Source organism: Segatella copri, assembly GCF_009494835.1.
Lineage (GTDB): Bacteria > Bacteroidota > Bacteroidia > Bacteroidales > Bacteroidaceae > Prevotella > Prevotella copri_F.
Window position 1 is genome coordinate 284,572 of sequence record NZ_VZBE01000055.1, and the last position, 22,347, is coordinate 306,918.

Sequence of the window (22,347 nt, forward strand, 5' to 3'; positions counted from 1 at the left end):
TTGAATCAGTATGAAAAAGATATATTTATTCATCGCATTATTCGCTTGCGCCCTCTGCTCTTGTGGAAGTGACGAAGACGGAATGACTTATGCGCAGCCTGTCGAAATAGGTGAAACTACCGACATGAAGACTGCAAAAGAGGTGGCTGAAGCTTTGTGGGCTACTACTCCATTACAGCAGCAACCTCTCAATGCGGAAAGATCTGAAGTTCTAAAGAAGATACAGAAGATGGCAGACGACTGCACTTCTGATTTCTTTGAAAGCTATCTTGCTTCTTTGGACCAGTCTGCTGAAATGAGAGAAAAGTACGACCCTATGCTGGCGTTCTATCGTTTGTCTCTGGATCATGTAATTAATGCCATCAAGACGACTACCGTTGAGAATGGTACTACATGCATCTGGCAGCTCTACAATATGGGTTACATCGTAAAGACTCCTACCACTTGCTTTGGTATTGACATCAACCATCGCTGGGCAGAGAAACTGGAGCCTTACCTGGATTTTCTCTGTGTTACTCACAAACACCAAGATCACTACAACACAGCTCTCATCAACGCGATGCTGAATGCAGGAAAGCCTGTTTATTCTAACTGGATAAAGGGTGGCTATACTTCTAAGAAAAATACCGATTACCAGTTTAATAACATCAAGATTCATGTGTCTATTACAGACCATAACAACTCTGGCTTATCAAACTTCGTTTCTGTATTTACTTTTGAATGTGGCGATGATAGTGGCAACTTCACAATGCTCCATACTGGCGACTCAAACTTCAAGGCTGCTCAGTATACCAACATTCTGCCACACGTTAATGTTTTGATTCCTCGCTACGCACCTAATGCGCTTACCGAGAACAACATTATCGGTACTAGTGCCGGTCAGACAAAACCTGACTATGTATTGCTCTCACACATTCTGGAACTTTCTCACGAAAGCGAGGAAGAATCTAGATGGAGTTTGAATTCTGCCTTAGAAAGAGCCAGCAAGCTTAACTGCGAGAACTCAGTTGTTCCTTTCTGGGGAGAAAAATTAGTTTGGAAAGACGGTAAATTGAATTAAAATGAAGAAGATTTATATTTTATCTTTGTTGTGCATGCTCACTTCGGTGAGCTTTGCACAAAGCAATCTGAAAGAGATTCTTAAGAATTTCAATAAGCCTGCAAAAGAAAATGTTATGGTAGTTTCTCATCGTGGAGACTGGCGTAATGCTCCTGAAAACTCTATTCAGGCATTCCAGAACTGTATCGACATGGGTGTTGATATGGTTGAGTTGGACTTGAAGAAGACAAAGGATGGCGTTCTGGTTCTGATGCACGATAAGAAGATTGACCGAACCATGAATGGTAAGGGATTCCCAGAGAATTATACTCTTGATTCTTTGAAGATGCTCCGTCTGAAGAATGGTGTAGGCTGCAAGACCCGCCATCAGATTCCAACATTCCGTGAGGTAATGGAACTCTGCAAGGGCAAAATCATGGTGAATGTTGACAAGGGCTACGACTACTTCGACGATGCCATGAAGGTTTTGAAGGAGACTGGTACTGTTGACCAATGCATCATCAAGGCTGAACTTCCTTACGAAGTGGTAAAGGCTGAGCATGGTGATGTTCTCGACAAGATGATTTTCATGCCTGTAGTTAACCTCGGCAAGCCTGGTGCAGAAGAGGTAATCGACGGTTACATCAAGAACATGAAACCAAAGGCTTACGAATTGGTATTCAAGACTGATGATGCCAACACTCGCCGCCTGATTAAGAAAGTACGTGATAGTGGAGCAAGAGTTTTCATCAACACGCTTTGGCCAGAGCTTTGCGGTGGACATGATGATGATCGCGCCGTAGAACTCAAACAGCCAGAAGAGAGTTGGGGATGGATTGTCGGCCAAGGCGCTAAACTGATTCAGACTGACCGTCCTGCTTTGCTTCTTGATTACTTGAGAGCTAAGAAACTTCATAAGTAAAATTCAATAGGTTTCGCATATATGTTCAAAAGGTTAACAAGTTTAGGTTTGTTGTGCATGCTTGCTATTGCAAGTTATGCACAGCACCTAAATGAAATCCTCTCAGAATTATCTGCTCCTGCCAAGCAATCAGTCTTGGTGGTTTCGCATCGTGGCGATTGGCGTAATGCTCCAGAAAACTCACTTCAGGCATTTCAGAACTGCATAGACATGGGAGTAGACATGGTTGAACTGGACTTGAAGAAATCCAAGGATGGAGAACTTATCCTGATGCACGACAATACGCTGAACCGCACAACCAATGGTACAGGAAAACCAGAAGACTATACGCTGGCAGAACTGAAAGAACTCAGGTTAAAGAACGGCGCAGGCTGCCTTACCCGTCATAAGATTCCTACACTTAGAGAAACCATGCTGCTCTGTAAGGGAAAAATTCTGGTGAATGTTGACAAGGGCTACGAATACTTTGAAGATGTTCAAAAGATTCTTGAAGAAACCGGTACGGCAAACCAATGTGTTGTCAAGGAAAAGATACCTTATCAAACGATTAAGGAACAGCATGGCGATATTCTAGACAAAGTAATTTTCATGCCTAAGGCAGACTTATGCAAGCCTGAGGCAGAAAGCATTATCGACAGTTACTTGCAGAATGAGAAACCTCTAGCGTTTGAGGTTAGATTTTCTCAAGTAAACGATAAGGTATTTGAACTGATTAAAAAGCTAAACGACAACGGCATCAAAGTATTTGTCAACGCCTTATGGCCTGCACAAAATGCTGAGCACGACGATGATAGGGCTGTTGAACTGAAACAACCTGATGAAAGTTGGGGATGGCTTATCCAACAGGGATTCAAACTGATTCAGACCGATCGCCCTGCCCTGCTTCTCGATTATTTGAGAGCAAAGAAACTTCATAAATAACAACTAAGGATTATATGTTTAAGAAAATAATAGACTTCTATAAGGTTTCGGAACCGATTCCGGCTAAAGCCTCAACACCTGAGGAAAACGAAAGAAAACTGAAACGTCTGCAATGGGCTACTTTCCTTTCTGCTACCATAGGATATGGTACATATTATGTGTGCCGACTCAGCCTGAACGTAATCAAAAAACCGATTGTAGATAATGGCGTATTCTCAGAAACTGAGCTCGGTATCATAGGCTCTGTCTTGTTCTTCACTTACGCAATCGGTAAGTTTACCAACGGTTTCCTTGCTGACCGAAGCAACATCAAGCGACTGATGTCTACCGGTCTGCTCGTTACAGCCTTGGTGAATCTGGCTTTGGGCTTTACCAATTCCTTCATCCTCTTTGCAGTTTTGTGGGGATTGAGCGGATGGTTCCAGTCGATGGGAGCTGCCTCTTGCGTGGTAGGTCTCTCCCGCTGGTTTAACGATAAGAACCGAGGAACGTTCTACGGATTCTGGAGTGCGAGCCATAATATAGGTGAGGCGATGACCTTCATCTTTGTGGCTTCCATCGTGAGTGCCTTCGGATGGCAATATGGTTTTATCGGAGCTGCGATAGTAGGTTTGGCGGGAGTTGTCCTGCTCCTTACTTTCTTCCACGATACACCTGCCAGCAAGGGTGTTACTCTGCCGGGTATCAAGGTAGAGGAAAAGAAACAGGATACGGAATCTTACAACAAGGCACAGAGTGCGGTTTTGAAGAATCCGCTCATCTGGATTCTGGCCTTGAGTAGTGCTTTCATGTATATCAGCCGCTATGCTGTTAACAGCTGGGGTATCTTCTATCTTGAGAACGAGAAGGGATATACTACGATTGATGCCAGCTTCATCATCTCTATCAACTCTATCCTGGGTATTGTGGGAACCGTATCATCCGGACTGGTATCTGATAAGATTTTCAAGGGCAACCGTTATTTGCCAGCCGTTATCTTCGGCTTACTGAATGCGTTGGCGCTCTGTCTGTTCCTGCTGATTCCGGGCCATCATCTCTGGGTTGATGCTACGGCGATGGTACTGTTCGGTTTGAGCATCGGCGTGTTGCTTTGCTTCCTCGGTGGTTTGATGGCGGTAGATATTGCGCCTAAGAATGCATCGGGTGCTGCTCTTGGCGTTGTCGGCGTAGCGAGTTATGTGGGTGCCGGCATCCAGGACATCATGAGCGGTCTGCTCATTGAGGGCAACAAGCATCTGGTAAATGGCGTAGAAACTTACGACTTTACCTACATCAATTATTTCTGGATTGGAGCAGCCCTGATGTCTGTCTTAATGACTTGCATCGTCTGGAAGGCGAAACCAAAGACTGTTTAAGAAATAAACGAAGCTATCATCAAAATACTCTTCACTCTTCACCTTTCGGCCGGAAACCCCTGTGTTTATCGGCATTCCGAGGGGTGAAGAGTTGTTTTTATCTCTTCACCCACTCTTCACCACTCTTCACCTTCAGAAACGGGAACAGAGGCGAAAGACTGATAGGTGGATTGCAAATCAGCCAGAACTGAAGGGTGAAGAGTGGTGAAGAGTAGGTGAAGAGTGCCCGAATACTCTTCACCCCTCGGAATGCCGATAAACACAGGGGATTCGGGGCTTTTGGTGAAGAGTGAAGAGTATTTGGCAGGAAGCCTATACGAAAATAAAATAAAGGAGGTTTCGATAACTGTTCCAGTAAAACAGCCGACTAGCGCAAGAGTCGCTAGTCGGCTGTTTGCAGTTTGCCAGTTGGCTGTTTATATTTTGCCAGTTGGCTATTTCCGGTTCTCGCATCAATCATCGCAAGTACCTGCATCAATCATCGTAAATACTTGCATCTATCATCGTAAGTACTTGCATCTGCCATCGTAAGCACTTGCATCTATCATCGTAAGTACCTGCATCAATCATCGTAAACAATTATTTAAACAAATCATCCATTGTAACGACACTTTGTACCCGACCGGCATATTCGTTGAACTTAAGCCCATAAGTAGTAACCAATGTAAGATGCAAGGAACTCCTGCATTTCGTTTCTTCAGCAAACGTACTCAGTTTATGGCGCAGATTCTTGTCATAAGCAGCATTAATGGAGAAATCATCCTCACAGAATTTCATTTCACAAACATTGATGATACGGTCGGCTCTGTCAATAATCATATCTATCTGCGCACCATCTTTCTCTTTTCTGCTTTTCCAGGGACTCGCCTCTGTCTGCACTCCACTAATACCGAGTGCCTGCTTGATTTGTGGCAGATGATAATAGCAAAGCGATTCAAAGGTAAAACCTCGCCATGCTGTCAGCTCAGGTGTCAGCAGGTTGTCTTGCCAGAAATGCGGATTGGTCGTCTTTCTGCCATCAATAAATGACAAATAGAATTTGCTGTAGAAATCTGTCAGACGGAAATATACCTCACGCTTGGGATAATCATACTTAACATACGATGTTATGAAATCACTCACTTCGAGTGATTTTAATGTAGCAGAAAGCCCCCCGCCATTAGGTATTTTTGTAAGCGAAACGATTTCTTTTCGCGTATATCCCTGTCTTTTTTGAGCCAGAAGACGCACGATAGTCATGCAATCCTCCGCATTAGTAAAGAGAGAAGAATAGAGGCGGTCGAACTCTAAACCGAGTTTGGCTGCAGGTTCGAAGAAAAGCCTGTCCATATTCTGAGCCAGACTTTTGCCTTTCTGCAGCATGGAAATATAATAAGGAATGCCACCTGTAGCCATATAACATTGTATCTGGTCGAACTTAGACATCACGATGTTGTTAGCCTGATAGTATTCTTCGCATTCGCCCAACGTAAACGGGCGCAACTTGATTTCATCAGTTGTGCGATCAAACAAACCGCCTTTGTTGTTTAATAGCTTGTCTGAAATCCATGACGTGGCAGAGCCGCAGACGATAAGCATGATATTCTGCTTTCCTGCAGCCCATCCATTCCAAAAATGCTCTAATGCTGTAACAAATCCCGAGCGGGGAGTGTCAAGCCATGGCAATTCATCTATGAATATCACCTGACGCTTGTCTGCATCTTGCTCTTCCAAGAGATTGATGAGTGCATCAAAAGCTTCGAGCCAAGAGGATGGCACCTTCTTACCCTTGCTGCCATAGCGAACAAGACTGGAGTAAAAGCTAGTCAACTGTTGCTCCATTATTTTTTGACCACTCAACTCGTAAGGAGATAAACCCGTATGGTAAAAGCTCATTTTATCCTGAAACAATTCTCTTACGAGAAAGGTTTTTCCGACCCTTCTTCTACCATATATTACTGCAAAAACAGGTTTATTTTCCTTGTAAAGATCCAGGAGTTCCTTAATCTCCTGCTTTCTTCCGATAATTTTCTGTGCCATAATCCTTTCGTTTATTTTGCTGCAAATATACAAAAAATATCGTTTCGAGCAAAATAAACGCACGCTATTTTGCTCGAAATGGGGTAAAAATACCATTTCGAGCAGAATTTACTTAGCATTTACGAACCGATACTTCACTTTCGCCATGGGACAAATATAGCTAAATTGATATTAGAGAACCAACAAATGGTAAAAGAATTGAGTTTCATTAGACGCAATGTCGAATTTGAACCTCATTCATGCTACGTATTGGTAGGTCTTCGCCGGGCAGGTAAGTCATATATGCTATATCAACGCATACATGACCTATTACAGCAAGGCCATTCCATTGAAGAAATTCTCTACTTCAACTTTGAAGATGACCGTTTAGCAGACATCCAACTCAGCGACCTCGACCTCATCAAACAAGCATACGAAGAATTATTTGCCCATAAGCCAATCTTCATGCTTGACGAGATTCAATTAGTGGATGGTTGGGAAAAATTTGCACGCCGACTTGCAGACCATAAATACCTTGTTTATATTACTGGAAGCAATGCAAAGATGTTGAGCAAAGAAATTTCCACAACTCTTGACGGACGTTATATAGTTCAAAATGTATTTCCATTTTCCTTCATGGAATTCCTCCAATCCAAGAACATCCAATTAGAAAAGCAGTGGGAATACCTTGACAACGCTCCTATCAAACGAACTTTCAATGAATATTTCCACTTTGGAGGATTACCAGAGTTAGTCATCCGAGAAGAATCATTCAAGCGTCAATGGTTAGGCAATCTATACAATAAGATATATTTTGGCGACTTAATCAGTAGATACAATATACGTAACACTACAGGATTAAAAGTATTAGTCAGGAAATTAGCTGAGAGCATCAAACAGCCACAAAGCTACAATCGTCTTGCAAATATCGTATCTACAGTAGCAGGAAAGGTCAAGCAAGAAACTATCGTAGATTACCTTGAATACATCAAGGAAACTTGCATGATTTTTTCTATAGAAAACATTGAAGCAAAATTGCAAGACAAGATTTCTAACAAGAAATACTATTTCATCGATAATGGAATTCTGAACCTCTTCCTGCTTGATCCTGAAACATCCCTATTGGAAAATATGGTTGCCATTTATCTCTATGAGACGTATGGTGAAGACCTATATTATTACAATGACAATATAGAAGTTGACTTTTGTCTATTTGAGCATGGTAAAGCCATCCAAGTATCCTATAGCATACAGGATGATAAGACTTATGAGCGAGAAACAAAAGCCCTCCTGGCTTACGCCAAACGCTTCGATTGCAAGGAGTTATTTATCATCACGATGGATGAAGAAAAAGAGATTAACCTCGATGGCAATATCATCCAAATTATACCACTTTGGAAGATGCTATTGAAAGGGGTATAAGGTATCCTCGTAAGCAGAATTTGAGCTTACGAGGATTTTTTATATAGAAAAGGCTTCTTTACTTGAAGTTGATATTACGCATCTCAATATAGTATTTATCCTCAAAAGGAATCTTGATATAGCTGAAGCCTGTAACATTAGCAGGAACATTCTGTATTGTAAAGGTTGCTTTTACTGGAATCTCAGGTTGAAGAGTTCGTGCTGCCAATTTCACTTCTGGAGTATAAGAATTTCCTTCCGCATCATAAGCTATATGGTTTCCGTATTCTATGTCTAGTCCTTTAGCTGAACTTGATAGATTTTTAAAAGCCATATTAACCGTTACGGTATTACCTATCCGAGTACAATTATTGTATTGAACATACAATGTAGGAAGCGAACAGTAAATGTTGCTAAGATTCGTATTCTGTGCAAAAGTAACAGGAAGATTTCTCACTTCCAATCTGAGCGACTTATTAATATCTGAAGAACCTTGACCATGTTCATCATTGCACGTAAACTTTAAAGACTGGATTGATGTATATTTCTTATCATAATCCTTAACCAACACATAGCCCTTAACAGGAATGCCTACAGGCAGACTCTTCACGAAATCAGCATTTTCACCATTAATATAACCCTCTATCTCGTGATTTTTTCCGTCAGGACTATAAGCTACACGATAGCTTTCCATATGTGGTCCAGTAGAACCAATGCCAAACTTCACATCAGAAGAAGTATTGTTAGTCAACAACAATCTTACGACAACATCATCTCCCCAATGTTCACAGCCTGTTACCTTCAAGTCAACTCCATAAACAGTAAAGCTAGCACCTATACCCGTCTTGTTACCAAGAGAATTATTAGATGAAGAACCAGATAAACTACTAGAGCTGCTATTCGTTGAACTATTACTTGTGTCAGTTGTCAACACTTTCTCTGCTACCTTTCCTAATGTTTTCCAAAAGCTCTGAGCAGCAACATCTTGAACACTCACAAGAGCCAAAACCATAGTTATGGCTACCACATTTTTCTTATTCATATTTTATTTTTTATTGATTAAACAATTTAAAATAGAGGCAGGTTTACTTCTTCTCCAGCATACCCTTAGTAACATAAGCCGTAAAGATGGTACCACCTCATTTACTACTTTTGCAAAGGCAAGAACATGGACTCCATATTTCTGTTTTTAATATCGCCCTTGCCACCAAGTGCAAGATTTTCCTTCTCCTCATTTTGCTCTGCATTCTGAACCACTCTATCAGCAAAAAGGGTATCTGCCACTTGCACACTGTCATTTGTAGCCAGTCCATCCACCTTATTACCAGTTTCCTTGCAAGCTACAACTGACATGAATGCAACAAAAATTATCAAACAATATAACTTTCTCATAATTACAAATTATTAATTTAAACTATTACCATACTACGATTTTCTTTCCTAAGATAATATACAAACCTGGGGCAATTGGAACTTTCTGCTCACCAGCATCCACCAAAACCTCTTTCATCTTTTGACCACCCAAATTATAAATGGTCATTTTTCTTTCTCGATCAGAAATAATTTTCAAACATCCTTTTCCTCCTAACACTTGAAAGTTTTCACTATGTGGCATCGAAATCATCGTAGAAGTTCCACCTACATACACAGGCAATTCATTACCAGACATACGATAAGCTAAAGAACTCCCCACAACATAAAGCTTATATTTCTCAACATCAGAACTTAATTTAACCCCTGCCACAGAACTAATGGTGATAGCTCCTATTATAAAACGACTGCCAACTTCATCAGGACTAACCTCTACTGTACAATTTTCTGTAGAATTAGCCTCCATCCATATTGTCTTTTCTACCTGTTTGCAACGATTATTTGGCTTACCCGTCATTGACACAACATATTTAAAACGAGCCTTAGAACCCTTATTTTTGAGAACAAAGTTAAACACAGCCTTATTATCTTGTGCTAAAGGAGCCTTAACTAACCCTTTACCTTCAACATAGCAAGCATGCTCTACATCATAAGCTCCCGGGGTCGCATTACTATAAGCATCTATTAAAACAATCGAAGGATTTTCATAAGCAACTGTTGGGATACATTTACCACACACAAGTTCTTCTCCTTCCTCATCTACCAACCAAAAATATACATTTTCAGAATTTGTCCTCAATTTAAACGCTCTCGTAATATCCCCTAACGCTGGCACAGACAGATTAAAATGTTCCTTTGGTGAATCAGGTTTTACATCGTTATCACTAACATACATATCAATCTTACCCATGTATTCCTCAAACATTTTGTTATGAAGTGAGAATTGAAAAACATTCTCATCTCCTTGGATAACTTCATCATTGGCAACAATATCTGCTGTCAAATCAAGACATTTCGAAACTCGAATATTCTGCTCTGTGGCTTTTACGTAAACTACTCCTCTACGCCACAAATCACTCATATGAAACACACCCTCATTCCATTTTCGACCATCATAACTATAAAAAACTGACAATTTAGAAACGCCAACAGGGAAAGCATACTCAAATGGAAGTTCAAAATCCCAACCTGAATAGCTAGAAGGCTTCCTTTTATTCAAATGAAGTTTCTTTTTATCCGAAACAATTATAACATTCCCATTACCTTGAGTAACTCCGACTGCCACATATCCATCAAAGTCTTTGTCTGATAAGTTACCAAATTCAAATGTCATCGTACCTTTGAAATTATCAGAACTACTCGTGCGAGTATCTTTTTGCCAAATTACTTTTGATGTTATCATTAAATTAATATGAGAAGTTGCATGTTCAAAAAGAGGACTATCTTTTACACCATTGTCAGGAGCAATTCCAATCAATATTCCTAAATCTTTTGTATAACCATCTTTTGAAGATACAGAGGCTGCGCCTTCATAATCTGGATTTAAGACCATCAGGTCAAAATAGCCGTTACGAGAACCATTCCATCCCCAATTTATATGATACAAACCAGATTCATCGACACCATCACAGACAAATTCATGCCCACCTGTTGAATCAAATCCACTAAAAATAATAGGACGTTCTGCTTGTAATTCTCTATTAATAAGCTCTACCCATTGAGATAATGTTACTTCACTACGATATACTTTATTCAGTAAGTCTGCATCATAACCAAAAAACTTAGCCAACTGGGATGGTTCTAAATTACCACCTGACAAAGGACCATATTGAACCTGAATAGCTGCCCCACAATGAAATAATAATTTTGCCACGGCATCTGCATTTGTATCCGTATAAGACACGTTATAATAAGTAGGCAGAATGTTAGCCCAATCATAAGCCTCTCCCTTTGATATAGAAGAAGTCATCTGACCCTTTCTGTAATCATAGCCAGGAATATCTGCCTGAAGTGTTTTTGGATACCTATAATACGCCATCACTTGCGCCATTGCCACAGGAACACATCCAGTAACAGCATGTAAAGAACCTCCATCATAAAGGGGGCACATCTTATTATAAGGATTATCCTGACCAAAAGCTATGTTTCCTAAAAGTGGTTCCACCTTTATCGCATTCAAACTTGAACGAATATTTTTTTCTACCTCCAAATTACGAATAGTCGTTTCATCATTCCCTAACACTTTATCTACAGTCGCTTGGTATGATTTCATAAAATACGTGAGGCCATCAGGAAGTTCATTTTCATTAAAAGTTCCCTCATCAGAATATCCTATAATTTCTGGAAATCTGTCATCTCCAGAAACGATAACAAATCCTTTGTCTTCACTATTAGCAAAAACATAGCAACTAACCGTCTGTGAATTTGTCTCGCCCCCAAAACTCTTAGCCTTGCAGGCTGGAGAACTATTTTCATCAATTTGTATTCCCAACTTAGCCGCTTGCTTTTCCGCAATAGCCTTTGCTTGAGCATAACTTCTTGGCCCTGCCAAGGAACTTATACACACAAAAGAGGAAAGCAATATAAGCAATATACTTTTGTTAATTCGAGTATAATTCTTCATAATTACATTTTTAATAATAAGAAATTATCCTATTTAAAACATTTATTAAACCAACATTACCAATTACCTTTCAGCTTCCAGGAATTTTGGCGCATCTAATGCCTTTACGATTTTAATTCTTGTAACCTTATCCATCTTTTTACAAAACTCTATATTCTTTTGAGTAGCACCATCTGGGTCTTTTAGTACACTTATTGGGGTTTTATAAGGGACAGCTATTTCCACATAACAAGACTGAAATCCAAAATTAGGCAACAAAACACATTCTTTACCATACAGACATTTACCATTTGCATCAAAAAACAAAATCCAAGGCATAAATTCTTTCTCATTTGCTCGCCCAAGATGAATAGTAAATTTAAAAGTTATATTAAAGAAAACATCAGCACCTATTATTGACACACGCTGGTTTTCTATAGGAAGTCCCAAGTCATTAATAATATGAAATCTCTTAATATCTGACATTTTCTGGATTTCCTTTACCCAACTTTCAAGATTATCCTTACCATAAGTTTCAACAATTTCCTCTGAAATAGAGTTAAGATAATCATTAAACTCTTGTCCTTTCACCACCTCTTCCTTATCTTTCGGATCATCAGAAGCTAACTTTGGATATTTCTCATTCATTTTATCCATTGCAGGTTTTACAATACTGGACATTCGCGCGGACATTTGTGGCAAAGCACCAAACACTCCTTCTCCATTAAAATCTGTCTCAGAATAAGTTGTACCCTTCTCTCCACATGAACAGAATGTCAACACAAACATCACCAACAAAAAAATATACTTTCTCATGAATCAAAATTTTATTATACAACAACATTTGAAAGTTACTCATGCAAGCAAAGGATAACACTCTCCAGCACAGCATTTGGTAGCACATCTTTAGGACTCAAATCAAGATATTCAAAACAACCATAAAGTTCTTCTATACGCTCTAAAGCTTCTCGTTTCAAGGTTTCTTCATCTGCAGGATATCCACCATATAGACCAAAATGAATAAATGGACCTATTTCTTCTGGAGTCCACGAAGCCTTAAAATCATCGCCAAATGTCTGAGCAACTTCGACCAACTTCATACCAGCCCTCAATGTCTTACCATTATCAAATTTCACATTTATCTTTGGAGAGCAAACAAATATTTTATAAATTTCCGCAGAACTTAAATCTGACTCAACATGCACAACAGTATCGGTTCCATTAAAGAATGTAAAATTCTTCGTATGAGAGAGTTTATCTATATTCCATCTATAATGAGTATAGAACCCCTTACATTTCGAAGGAAATTGATTTACCTTTTTCCCTAATACAATAGGTTCGCAACCTTTTTCAGAGAATTCTACTTTTGACAAATCATTGTCTTTCGCCTCCTCGTTTAAAGCCTTTTCTTCAGCCTCTCGCATTTTCGCTTGTGTTTTTTCAAAAGTCTCTTCATCCATTGCTACAATCTTAACAAAACGGTCTAAAATATGATTTCTTTGGAGCATTTCTTTGTAATTCTTATCATATTTTAAAGGATAAGAATAAGCACCAACAATACTCCCAAGATGCAACCAAAAACGACCAAGCGACTCATGGAAATTAAGAATATTACCATCCTTATCTACAGGCACACAAGCTTCTATACCTTTTTCACTCCATCCTGCATCATATCCAGCTGGTCCTTCAATACGTATTTTCATACAAGGCAGATAACCTCCCACAGATTTAACAACCTTGAATTTAAATCCTTTAATTTCTTCTATCTTACCACCTGTACTAATCTCAAAAGGCACTTCCTTACCATCAAGTTCTTCTGCGATTTTTTCAATATCAAATTCATTTTCTTTCGCAAAGTTCCTCTTTTCTAACACCCCCGCACCATTCAGATTTCGTTCTAAATTAGCTCGCTCCGAATCATAGTGAGCCATCATATAAGGAAAATTGCCCAAAAGACCATTACCAGTAAACTCTACTCCATCTATTTCTTGTGGAGTAGTTTGGGAATTGTCGCAAGATACCAACAACATTGTCACTGCTGCCAATATCACAAAAAAATAGTTTTTAATCATATAGAATTAAGTTTAATGATTGTTTATAGCGCAATAACTTTTAAAGGGCAATTGCATCTGAAAGATGTAAATCTATTGCCCTTAATTATTATTTTGCAGGATAATAAGTAATGGTTCTTGTCTCTACCCAAGAAGAGCCATTAGTTCTTCTGGCAAGTCTTTTTGTCCAATTACCTTTAGCATCCTTAGCTTGAACAGTATAAGAAACCTTTACCGTAGAAGTCTTCTCCGTATTATAGTCCTCTATCTTAGAAATCGTCGAACTTACATTACCATCAGTCCCATAAGCAAACGTTGTCACAATCGACATTCCAGCATCCTCATAAGTATGTTTTGTCAACTTATCTTTAGCGTTGTAAGTAAATGTATCTTCACCACTACCAGGATTATAATAAGCCGTGTAAAGTTCGCCACTTGTAATACGTCCCTTAGCATCCCTTGAACATTCGGAATAAAGAGCATCACCACCCATTTTGACAAAGGTTCCTCCATTCCACTTCAAACAACGACCGTTCTGAGCAAAAAGAAGCACTTCTTTATTGGCATCTTTCGAAAAGCCCTTATAAATGCAACCAGCCTTGTGGTTCACCCAGGTACACTGCTTTACTTTTCCTTTCAAATCAAAGGCTGCCAAATCTCCTTGCGCCTTCACCAAACTTGGCATCAACATAAAAATCAATGCCAACATTACATAAACAATACGTTTCATAAAACTAACTATTTAAAATGTTTATCAGAAAGCCCCCACGCCAATAGACGTAGGGGAACTATATTATTTTCTAAATTTAATTGTCTGAGACGAAGACTTCAGAACAAAGACACCAGAAGGCAATGTAGATAACAAATTACTCCATAAATCTGGCGAAGCTGCTAAAGTCCTAACAAGAATACCATTCATATCATATACCCTTACAGTCTCACCTTGTTTGAAGATGGAGCTGAAAGTTGAGATTTTGGCTATGCTTGTCGTACCATCATTAACCAATTCAAATTCAGCTATAGACTTATCTGAATTCAAAACATAAGAATATTCATTCCTACTCCAACCCCAATTATGATTAGCATAAAGGACACAAACACTATACTTGGAATTATCCGTAAGTTGAGGAGTTAGAGTATATGAGCATATCAATTTATTTGCAATAATCACATTAGTAACAGAATCCACAACAACTTCCTTAGATTTCTTATCAAAAAACAAAGCTTTGACAACAGCATATTTTGTTATAACAGCTCCCTTATCATAACTATCTAAAGAAATTCTTAAACCCAATTGTACCGAGGTGGTAAATTGACCAGTTCCTGCCATACGTTCTGACGCGGTACTAGTCTTTTTACTCCAAGAAACCAATTCGCAAGGATAAGAAACACCTTCTACATTATTTTCTATGTTATAATTATGATAAGGCTCCCGCTCATAATTTTCCGTTGGCATGAGGCTTGCACGTTCACCATCAGGAGTCAAATATTTGCACTTAAATTCGTAATTACCACTTAAAGGATAAGGCATTAATCCCAAAGGTCTTGTTTGTCCAGGAGTCCAATCCTTTAGAGAAGCCACTAAACGTTCCGCTCCATTATCCCTATTAATCATATAAACATTCACCGTTACAGGTTCCTTTACTTTATTAGCATACTGGAACTCCGGACGGACAGTTTCCAAGCATTCTGTATTCTCTAATGGGCTATAACCTAACGAGTACGTTTCGTCAGGATTATATCCAAAAAAATGACACCATGCCAAATCTATTCCATCCAAAATCGGATAACTTGGTTTTTCCTTCACGTCAATGTAGAAATCTTTGGCAAGAGAAATTCTTGTTTCTTCTTCAGGCAACATAACCAAATATCTACCTGCTGGCATCGTAAAACTATTCTCCACATTGATAGGAGAAAGCCCAACAGCTTTAACTGATGTATAATTATCATAGAGATGTTTAAATGAGAAAGAGCTCGTATTTGAAGTGCCATACACCTTACCTGTTTCTACATTTTTAAACTGCAAATACGAGTTGTTAGTAGATCCTTTAGCCTTGAGATAAAGATAGAACTTCGTACCAGCAAAAATTTCACTTGCAGGTTGAATATCCTCAATTGTCAGAGTTTTCACCAAGTCTTCACCTTCCAAACCATGAATAATCATACCAGTTCCTTTATTGACAATTTCCATGGTAGGAATAATCTGTTTTGGAGCAGGACATAATTGAATTCTGCCGTCAGCATCTTTGTAAGCCGTACGTATCTCATACACTCCATCCGCCACCTCTGTTGGTACTTTATTAAATCCTTGCGACAAGTTCCAACGATTGATACTTGGCCATCCGTTAAGCGTCTCGTTATAGTAACCACCAGGCAAATTCTTGACGATTTTACCATCCTTAGCTAAAACCGTCGTAAATTCAAACTTTTTATTTTCGTATGTACTACTAATCAACTGGAAAATCATTTTTTCCTTAGATGTAACAATACTCGAAACAGACCGTGTAGAAATACTTGATTTTTGCTTACTCTTTACAGCATCACCCCTTCCTGTCTGCCAGTCACATACAACAAAAGGTTGGCAAACTTCATCCGAATAGTAAGCGGTAGCACGAGGTTTGATGCCAATAATCATACTATGGTCACAACGATAACCTTGCTCATAATTAAAATTACCGCCTGGATTAAGAACTGCTACATCATAATAACCGTCAGCAATGCCCGTCCATCCCCAATTGACATGAACATAATTTTGAGAATCAATGCCATCTATCACAAAACAATGATTTGCAGCAGGCTTAACATACATACCAGAGCCACCAGGTAAATCGCTAGCGGAATAGATAATAGGACGACCTGCAGTCAACTCCTCCTGAATCATACTCATCCACTTATCCGTAGAAATATGGTAATCGCTTGAATATCCCCAACCTATAGAATAATGGCTTTCACGAGCTACATACATACACTCGTAGTTATAATATTTATTGAGGGCAACAAACGGCATATTGGCACTAGTTGAGGTATAGTCAAAATCAGCTTTACATGCAATACCACACTCCAACATCAATTTTCCTACTGCATCTTTCTGAGTCTGTGTAATATCAGGTTTGATATATGAATTAAGCATATTCTTCCAATCATAAGTAGTAGAAGAATAATCTATCTCATATTCTGTTTCAGAATCTACATGCGCATACTTTAGGCTACCTCCTCCTTTTTGATTTTGATGATAGTAGTTCAATACTTGTGCCAAAGCTACTGGTACACAACCAACTATAGCCGTTTGCTTTCCATCAGAAGGACATTTACAGTTATAAGGAGCACTCTGGCCCCATTGCGTTTTTATCAATGGAGCTACAGGAGTTACCGACGGTCCTTCCCAACCAGGCTCTTTTGTTGCCAAAGAACTTGAAGCCATGACTGCCTGATAACCAGTTAGCCAAGTTTTCATTGCCTCAGGCACATTGTCCACATCAAGACTCCCCGAGTCTGAATATCCTGCAACGGCAGTGTTTCCATTTCCTGTGCAAACCAAGGCAAAACCACCACCTTGCACATTAAAGGCGTAGACCTCACCAGTACTTTTCGTACTAGAACTTCCAACACTTTTTGCATTCGCTGAAGTTGTCCCTACATCAAGTTTCGATGAAGACAATTCCAACTTGGCATTTCCTTTCTTCTGCTTTAAGAAATCTAAAGCCGCATTTTTAGCATCTTCTTCCGTTTGCGCTATCGCTGGAAGAGAAGCAAGGAACATTCCCAACAAAAAAGTTAATTTAATTTTTCCCATAAGATTACAATTTATTTTGATTTTCATTAATATTCCAAACAAGAGCAAAACTGTCATTTATATTTTTTTCAACATACACTTAGGAATATAGGCTGTAAAGATGGTACCCACCCCATTTACAACTATGCCAATTCTTGACTGTCCTTTGATTCGGCATACATAACCTTCTAAGCCTGCAAACTTACCATCCACGATCTTTACGACATCGTTCTTGGCAAACTTTATTTTATCATCGGCAACAAAAAGTTTATTATCATCACTAATCTCATTCCACCTGATAAAACTTTCCATCTGACACGTTGGAATAACCAAGGGTTTTATGCCGTTCTTGCCTAAAGGCCGCCCTCTGTCATCCTTATGTGGAACATAATAATGATGGAAGAAATCAAGTTCTCCTTTCCCGATATACTGCTTCATCTCTTCCTCACTACTCTTCACAAACAAGAAATTGGGAATCAATGACACTTGGCGATGTTTCTTCTTACCTTTATATATATAGGTTTGTGTCTGCAAAGGCAAGAATGTTTTAATCCCTTTAGCCTCCAAAAAGTCTTTCGCTTTCTTTTCTTTCCCATAAGCAGCACGCATTAAAAACCAAACCGCCTCTTCCACATTTGCTGTAGAAGAGGCGGTTGGATTATTTTTATTAAGAATAGAATCTGTAGAGTTATCAGCACATGACTTAGATACATAGTCGGGGGACACTCCATTTTGTACACTACGGAGAGACATAATGTTTTTCAAAACACTACTGGAAGGAGAAGATTCTCCTGGACTTTGTCCTTTACTCAAAGAGACAGATTCGTTTTTATTAAGCATGAAGCACTCATGTTGTTAGACTATAAAAAAGAAAAAGCGGGGATCATGCCCGTCACCCGTTCCACAAACTGAGGCCCTGAGATTGCCCTTCCCCGTTGAACGAGCAACCACAGACCCCACGCCGATATGATTAATATACTAAATGATATTATCATACAACGTGGCATCTACCAGTTGCCATGTTCTTGACAGGGAATTGAAATTTCTCAGGTTTCAGTTTGTCATGAACAAGCGCTTAGCAAACGCCATTCCCAATTTACAGAATGTCCCACTTCCCTACTCGCCACAATCAGCACATTAGAATGCCTCTTACAGCCATCGGCATGGGATACATTTGCAAAAATATAATAAATTATCGGAACCACAAAATTTTTCATGTTATTTTTCTAAAAAACTTCATAATTCTTCTTATTATCAAGAAAAAGTACTAACTTTGCAAGCAGCTATATATAATAAGGAGAAAAAGTCAACAACATATTGCCCAAATTGTAGCTATCCGTTTGGGCACTCGTTGACCATCACGTGAGCAACGGTTGCCCGTCTCTTGTTCACCAGTTCCCCATCACGTGATCCCCGAGGGACCGCTTGAAGAGCATAGCTGGTATTGTAGTTTTCCTATATTTAGTTGACTACATACTGATTTCAGTAGACACTTTTTTACTTTATAAACTAAAAAGGTAGACACTATCAATTTCATAAAACTGAAATAGTAGACACTCTGACTTTTCCTGACAATTGATTGGAGCGAAGTAGAATAAACATAATATTTCCCTTATAAAGGAAAGATTTTATATAAAAGTTTCCTTTATAGAGGAAACTTTTTGGTATTTTTTCCCCTTATAAAGGAAATTTTGTATATTTGCACCCATATTTCAGACAGCAGATGAATATCAATTTCTAATCATAAATTATTTATCCAACACACTTAAATTCTGATAGAACCAGACGTTCATCTGATTGGCTCCACGATGATTCCAAGCATAGTAAGGAATCAGAGTCAACACATTGTTCTTGACAGACACGCCATTGGCACCCTCTTCCAGAATCTGGGCATCAGCCTTGATGGCCTTGACAGAGAAGGCTGGAGCACCCTTGGTCTCGGTGTTCTGAATGCTGTAGTTATCCACCACAGAGAAGGCAGGTTTCTTGGCCATGACGGCACGGAGCACTGGCTCGTTCTGATTATCCACAGCCTCAGCGCAATATACCAATGGTCCACGCTCTACGGCCACCTTGCCCTTATCATCAGCCACCTTACCGTTAGCTACAACTGTACGGATAGGCATATCAAAATGGATGCGGATTACATCGCCCTTCTTGATATTCTTGACAGGGAGATAACCCTTGTTGGCATCGAGATCAGCCTCTACAGCCTTGCCGTTTACGGTTACTGTGTAAGCAGGCTTCTCTGCATCGCTATACTTGTAAAGGTCGCTAGGTACTACCTGGTTGCGAACCCATCCAGGTATACGGACCAGGAGGTTGGCATTCTTCACACCGCTCTTCTTCACAGCAATCTTGATGTCGCCGTTCCAAGGATACTCGGTAGTCTCCTCCAGAACCACATCCTTGCCATTCACCTTGATGGTAGATGTATTACCGGCAAAGAGGTTTACATAGATGTTGTTATCCTTCACACCATAGAGATAACCCGGCACAGAAGGGATGAAGCGGCTCAGGTTACTTGGGCAGCAGGCACATCCGAACCAAGGCTGGCGGGTGGTGTTGCCATCGGCATTGAAGGCATACTTGCCGTCGCTTGACAATGGGTTAGGATAGAAGAAACGACCGCCATCCATGCTCATACCCGAGATGACACCATTATATAAGGTACGCTCCATACAGTCGATATACTTGCTCTCGCCGTGAAGGAGGAACATGCGTTCAAAGAGGTAAACCATAGAGATGGCTGCACAGGTTTCATTATAGGCAGTCATGTTTGGCAACTCATAGTTCTCGCCGAAAGCTTCACCTGCATGACGGGCACCTACACCACCTGTAAGGTAATACTTCTTGCCAACGATGTTCTCGAAAATACGGTCGATGACCTTCATATAGGCAGAATCCTTGGTCAGGGCAGCCACATCGGCAATACCGGCATACATATAGCCGGCACGAACCGCATGACCTACCGCCTCTTTCTGCTCCAGGATAGGAGCCTGACTCTGAGAATAAGGGTTGCGAATATGAGTCTTGCCACGATAGTCGAGCAGATACTTAGCCTCATCCAGATACTTCTTCTCACCGGTCAAGGTATAGAGACGAGCCAAAGCCATCTCTGCAATCTGATGTCCCGGAACGATGGTAGCCTGTCCTGGTTTAGGTCCCACCTCCTTTACCACGCAATCAGCATAACGCTTGGCGATATTCAGGAACTTGGTGCTACCCGTAGCCTGATAGTGAGCGCAGGCTGCATCTACCATGTGACCGAGGTTGTAAAGCTCGTGGCTCGCCTCCTCGTCCTTGACCCAACGCTTATTTCCCGACCACTGGTGTGGATGCTTTGGATTGATGGTACGGGCGGTATAGAGATAGCCATCTGGCTCCTGTGCCGCAGCTACCACATCGAGCACGCTGTCGATGTAAGCCTTCAACTTCTTGTTCGGATAAGTCTGGAGGATGTAGCTGGCACCTTCGATGGTCTTATAAACATCGGTATCATCGAAAGAGAATCCCATGAACTTGCTCACATCCCACTCCTTGGTATCCAAGCCCGGGTGGTTAGGATGCTGCAGGGTATAGGCAGCCATATCGAAATTCTTGTAACGGTGCTCGCTCTCGCACTTGCTGAAAGCCAATGGCACGGTTACTTCTCGGGCAGCCTTCAGTCGGGCACCCCAGAAAGTATTCTGTGAAATTTTCACACTGGTGAATGGTACTTGAGTAAATGGATAACCATTGCCCAATGTCTTTGCATTCTTCGCCATGGTTGGCACAACTACGGCTGCCGAAAGCAATACTGCTGAAATTAATCTCTTCATTTTCAAATAGGTTTTATTAATTTTATATTATTGTTTGTTATTTCGGTTGCAAAGATAAGAAAACTTTCCGACTATAGTGTATAATAAACAATAAAAAGCAGGTAATTATCAGTCAAACACCTATATTTATATCATATTTAACTCTTTTTTTTGTTACAATCGTTTTTTTATCTTACCTTTGCAGTCAAATTAGAAATACAATAATATATCAAATATGAATCATCTTCCATACCGTGCCATCGCCCTTGATCTGGATGGCACCCTGACCAACCACGACAAGGTGGTTACCCCGAAAACCCGCGAAGCGCTGCTCCAGGCAGAAGCCGAGGGTGTTGTTATCATCCTTGCTTCAGGCAGACCGACCTACGGCATCGAACCGGTGGCGGAATGTCTGGAACTGGATAAGCGAGGCGGATACATCCTATCTTATAATGGCGGCAACATCGTGAATGCCAAGACTGGCGAAAAACTCTTCGCCCAGTTCCTGCCTGATGAAGTGATACCTATATTATATAGGTACGCGAAGGAGAAGAATCATGCCCTGCTGGGATATGCCGGCAACGAGATTATCACCGAGATGCCCGACGACCAGTATGTGAAGGAAGAATCGCGTATCAACAAGATGAACATCCGAAAGGTAGAAAACCTGTTCGAAGCCCTGGAGCCTCACCCTACCAAGCTCCTCATGACAGGCGACCCGGCAGATATGCTCAAGGCAGAAAACGAGCTTTCAGAGATTCTGGGCGACAGGATGGACATCTTCCGCTCAGCCCCATTCTTCCTGGAACTGGTTCCTAAAGGCATCGACAAGGCTAAGTCCCTGCTCCGCCTTCTGTCGAAAATCAATCTCACCCCAGCCGATATGATTGCTTTCGGAGATGGTTACAACGACCTGAGCATGCTGAAACTGTCAGGCATGGGTGTAGCCATGCAGAATGCAGCACCAGAGGTTAGAGCCGAAGCCGACTACATCACGCTTTCCAACGAAGAAGATGGCGTAGCTGCTGCTTTGGAACATTTCTGTAAAAAGGATTTTTAAAAGTAAAAAGGTAAAAAAGTAAAAAGGTAAAAAGGCTTTTTAAAAGTAAAAAGGT

Annotated in this window: 17 protein-coding genes; 6 read left to right on the forward strand and 11 right to left on the reverse strand. The window is 40.3% G+C overall.

Features of this window, described 5'->3' with window-relative positions:
- Window positions 1-10 precede the first annotated feature (10 nt).
- Genes F7D47_RS08445 through F7D47_RS08460 form a run of 4 tightly spaced genes read left to right on the forward strand, consistent with a single transcriptional unit; the run spans window position 11 to window position 4,237 of the window.
- Window positions 11-1,060 (forward strand): hypothetical protein, encoded by a 1,050-nt coding sequence (locus F7D47_RS08445; protein WP_153086215.1) that lies wholly within the window; start codon window positions 11-13, stop codon window positions 1,058-1,060.
- A gap of 1 nt (window position 1,061) precedes the next feature.
- A complete protein-coding gene (locus tag F7D47_RS08450; protein WP_153086216.1) occupies window positions 1,062-1,961 on the forward strand; it encodes a glycerophosphodiester phosphodiesterase family protein in 900 nt (299 codons plus the stop codon).
- A 21-nt stretch (window positions 1,962-1,982) separates the two neighbouring features.
- Window positions 1,983-2,882 (forward strand): glycerophosphodiester phosphodiesterase family protein, encoded by a 900-nt coding sequence (locus F7D47_RS08455; protein WP_437181630.1) that lies wholly within the window; start codon window positions 1,983-1,985, stop codon window positions 2,880-2,882.
- Between the two features lie 14 nt (window positions 2,883-2,896).
- Complete coding sequence (locus F7D47_RS08460) at window positions 2,897-4,237, forward strand: MFS transporter (protein ID WP_117727346.1); 1,341 nt, start codon at window positions 2,897-2,899, stop codon at window positions 4,235-4,237.
- Window positions 4,238-4,334: 97 nt separating this feature from the next.
- Here the strand turns inward: F7D47_RS08460 and F7D47_RS14780 are convergent, their stop codons facing one another.
- Both F7D47_RS14780 and F7D47_RS08465 read right to left on the reverse strand, forming a co-directional pair.
- Window positions 4,335-4,478, reverse strand: a complete 144-nt coding sequence (locus F7D47_RS14780) for a hypothetical protein (protein WP_006848025.1) — start codon at window positions 4,476-4,478, stop codon at window positions 4,335-4,337.
- Between the two features lie 338 nt (window positions 4,479-4,816).
- Complete coding sequence (locus F7D47_RS08465; protein ID WP_194252622.1) at window positions 4,817-6,256, reverse strand: AAA family ATPase; 1,440 nt, start codon at window positions 6,254-6,256, stop codon at window positions 4,817-4,819.
- Window positions 6,257-6,442: 186 nt separating this feature from the next.
- On the opposite strand from F7D47_RS08465, the gene F7D47_RS08470 reads away from it, so the two are divergent.
- Entirely contained in the window at window positions 6,443-7,657 is a 1,215-nt protein-coding gene (locus F7D47_RS08470) for an ATP-binding protein (RefSeq protein ID WP_153086218.1), read from the forward strand.
- A 58-nt stretch (window positions 7,658-7,715) separates the two neighbouring features.
- Here the strand turns inward: F7D47_RS08470 and F7D47_RS08475 are convergent, their stop codons facing one another.
- From F7D47_RS08475 to F7D47_RS08515, 9 genes are all read right to left on the reverse strand, one after another.
- On the reverse strand, window positions 7,716-8,678 hold the full coding sequence (locus tag F7D47_RS08475; protein WP_119229443.1) for a hypothetical protein: 963 nt from the start codon (window positions 8,676-8,678) through the stop codon (window positions 7,716-7,718).
- A 104-nt stretch (window positions 8,679-8,782) separates the two neighbouring features.
- Window positions 8,783-9,010 carry a hypothetical protein gene (locus tag F7D47_RS08480; protein WP_151202053.1) on the reverse strand — a complete coding sequence of 76 codons (228 nt, stop codon included), beginning with the start codon at window positions 9,008-9,010 and terminating at the stop codon, window positions 8,783-8,785.
- Window positions 9,011-9,053: 43 nt separating this feature from the next.
- The gene (locus F7D47_RS08485) at window positions 9,054-11,630 is read right to left on the reverse strand and encodes a C10 family peptidase (RefSeq protein ID WP_153086219.1); all 2,577 of its coding nucleotides are present in this window, start codon (window positions 11,628-11,630) and stop codon (window positions 9,054-9,056) included.
- A 63-nt stretch (window positions 11,631-11,693) separates the two neighbouring features.
- The gene (locus tag F7D47_RS08490) at window positions 11,694-12,425 is read right to left on the reverse strand and encodes a hypothetical protein (protein WP_153086220.1); all 732 of its coding nucleotides are present in this window, start codon (window positions 12,423-12,425) and stop codon (window positions 11,694-11,696) included.
- 35 nt (window positions 12,426-12,460) lie between these two features.
- Window positions 12,461-13,681 carry a hypothetical protein gene (locus F7D47_RS08495; RefSeq protein ID WP_153086221.1) on the reverse strand — a complete coding sequence of 407 codons (1,221 nt, stop codon included), beginning with the start codon at window positions 13,679-13,681 and terminating at the stop codon, window positions 12,461-12,463.
- A gap of 88 nt (window positions 13,682-13,769) precedes the next feature.
- The gene (locus F7D47_RS08500; RefSeq protein WP_153086222.1) at window positions 13,770-14,390 is read right to left on the reverse strand and encodes a hypothetical protein; all 621 of its coding nucleotides are present in this window, start codon (window positions 14,388-14,390) and stop codon (window positions 13,770-13,772) included.
- A 63-nt stretch (window positions 14,391-14,453) separates the two neighbouring features.
- Window positions 14,454-17,453 (reverse strand): C10 family peptidase, encoded by a 3,000-nt coding sequence (locus tag F7D47_RS08505; RefSeq protein WP_194252623.1) that lies wholly within the window; start codon window positions 17,451-17,453, stop codon window positions 14,454-14,456.
- A gap of 57 nt (window positions 17,454-17,510) precedes the next feature.
- Window positions 17,511-18,272: a UpxY family transcription antiterminator gene (locus F7D47_RS08510; RefSeq protein ID WP_153086224.1), complete on the reverse strand. Its 762-nt coding sequence runs from the start codon at window positions 18,270-18,272 to the stop codon at window positions 17,511-17,513.
- A gap of 908 nt (window positions 18,273-19,180) precedes the next feature.
- Complete coding sequence (locus F7D47_RS08515; protein ID WP_153086225.1) at window positions 19,181-21,253, reverse strand: glycoside hydrolase family 127 protein; 2,073 nt, start codon at window positions 21,251-21,253, stop codon at window positions 19,181-19,183.
- A 214-nt stretch (window positions 21,254-21,467) separates the two neighbouring features.
- Here F7D47_RS08515 and F7D47_RS08520 point away from each other — a divergent pair, with 214 nt between their 5' ends.
- On the forward strand, window positions 21,468-22,292 hold the full coding sequence (locus tag F7D47_RS08520) for a Cof-type HAD-IIB family hydrolase (RefSeq protein ID WP_153081796.1): 825 nt from the start codon (window positions 21,468-21,470) through the stop codon (window positions 22,290-22,292).
- The last annotated feature ends 55 nt before the right edge of the window (window positions 22,293-22,347 follow it).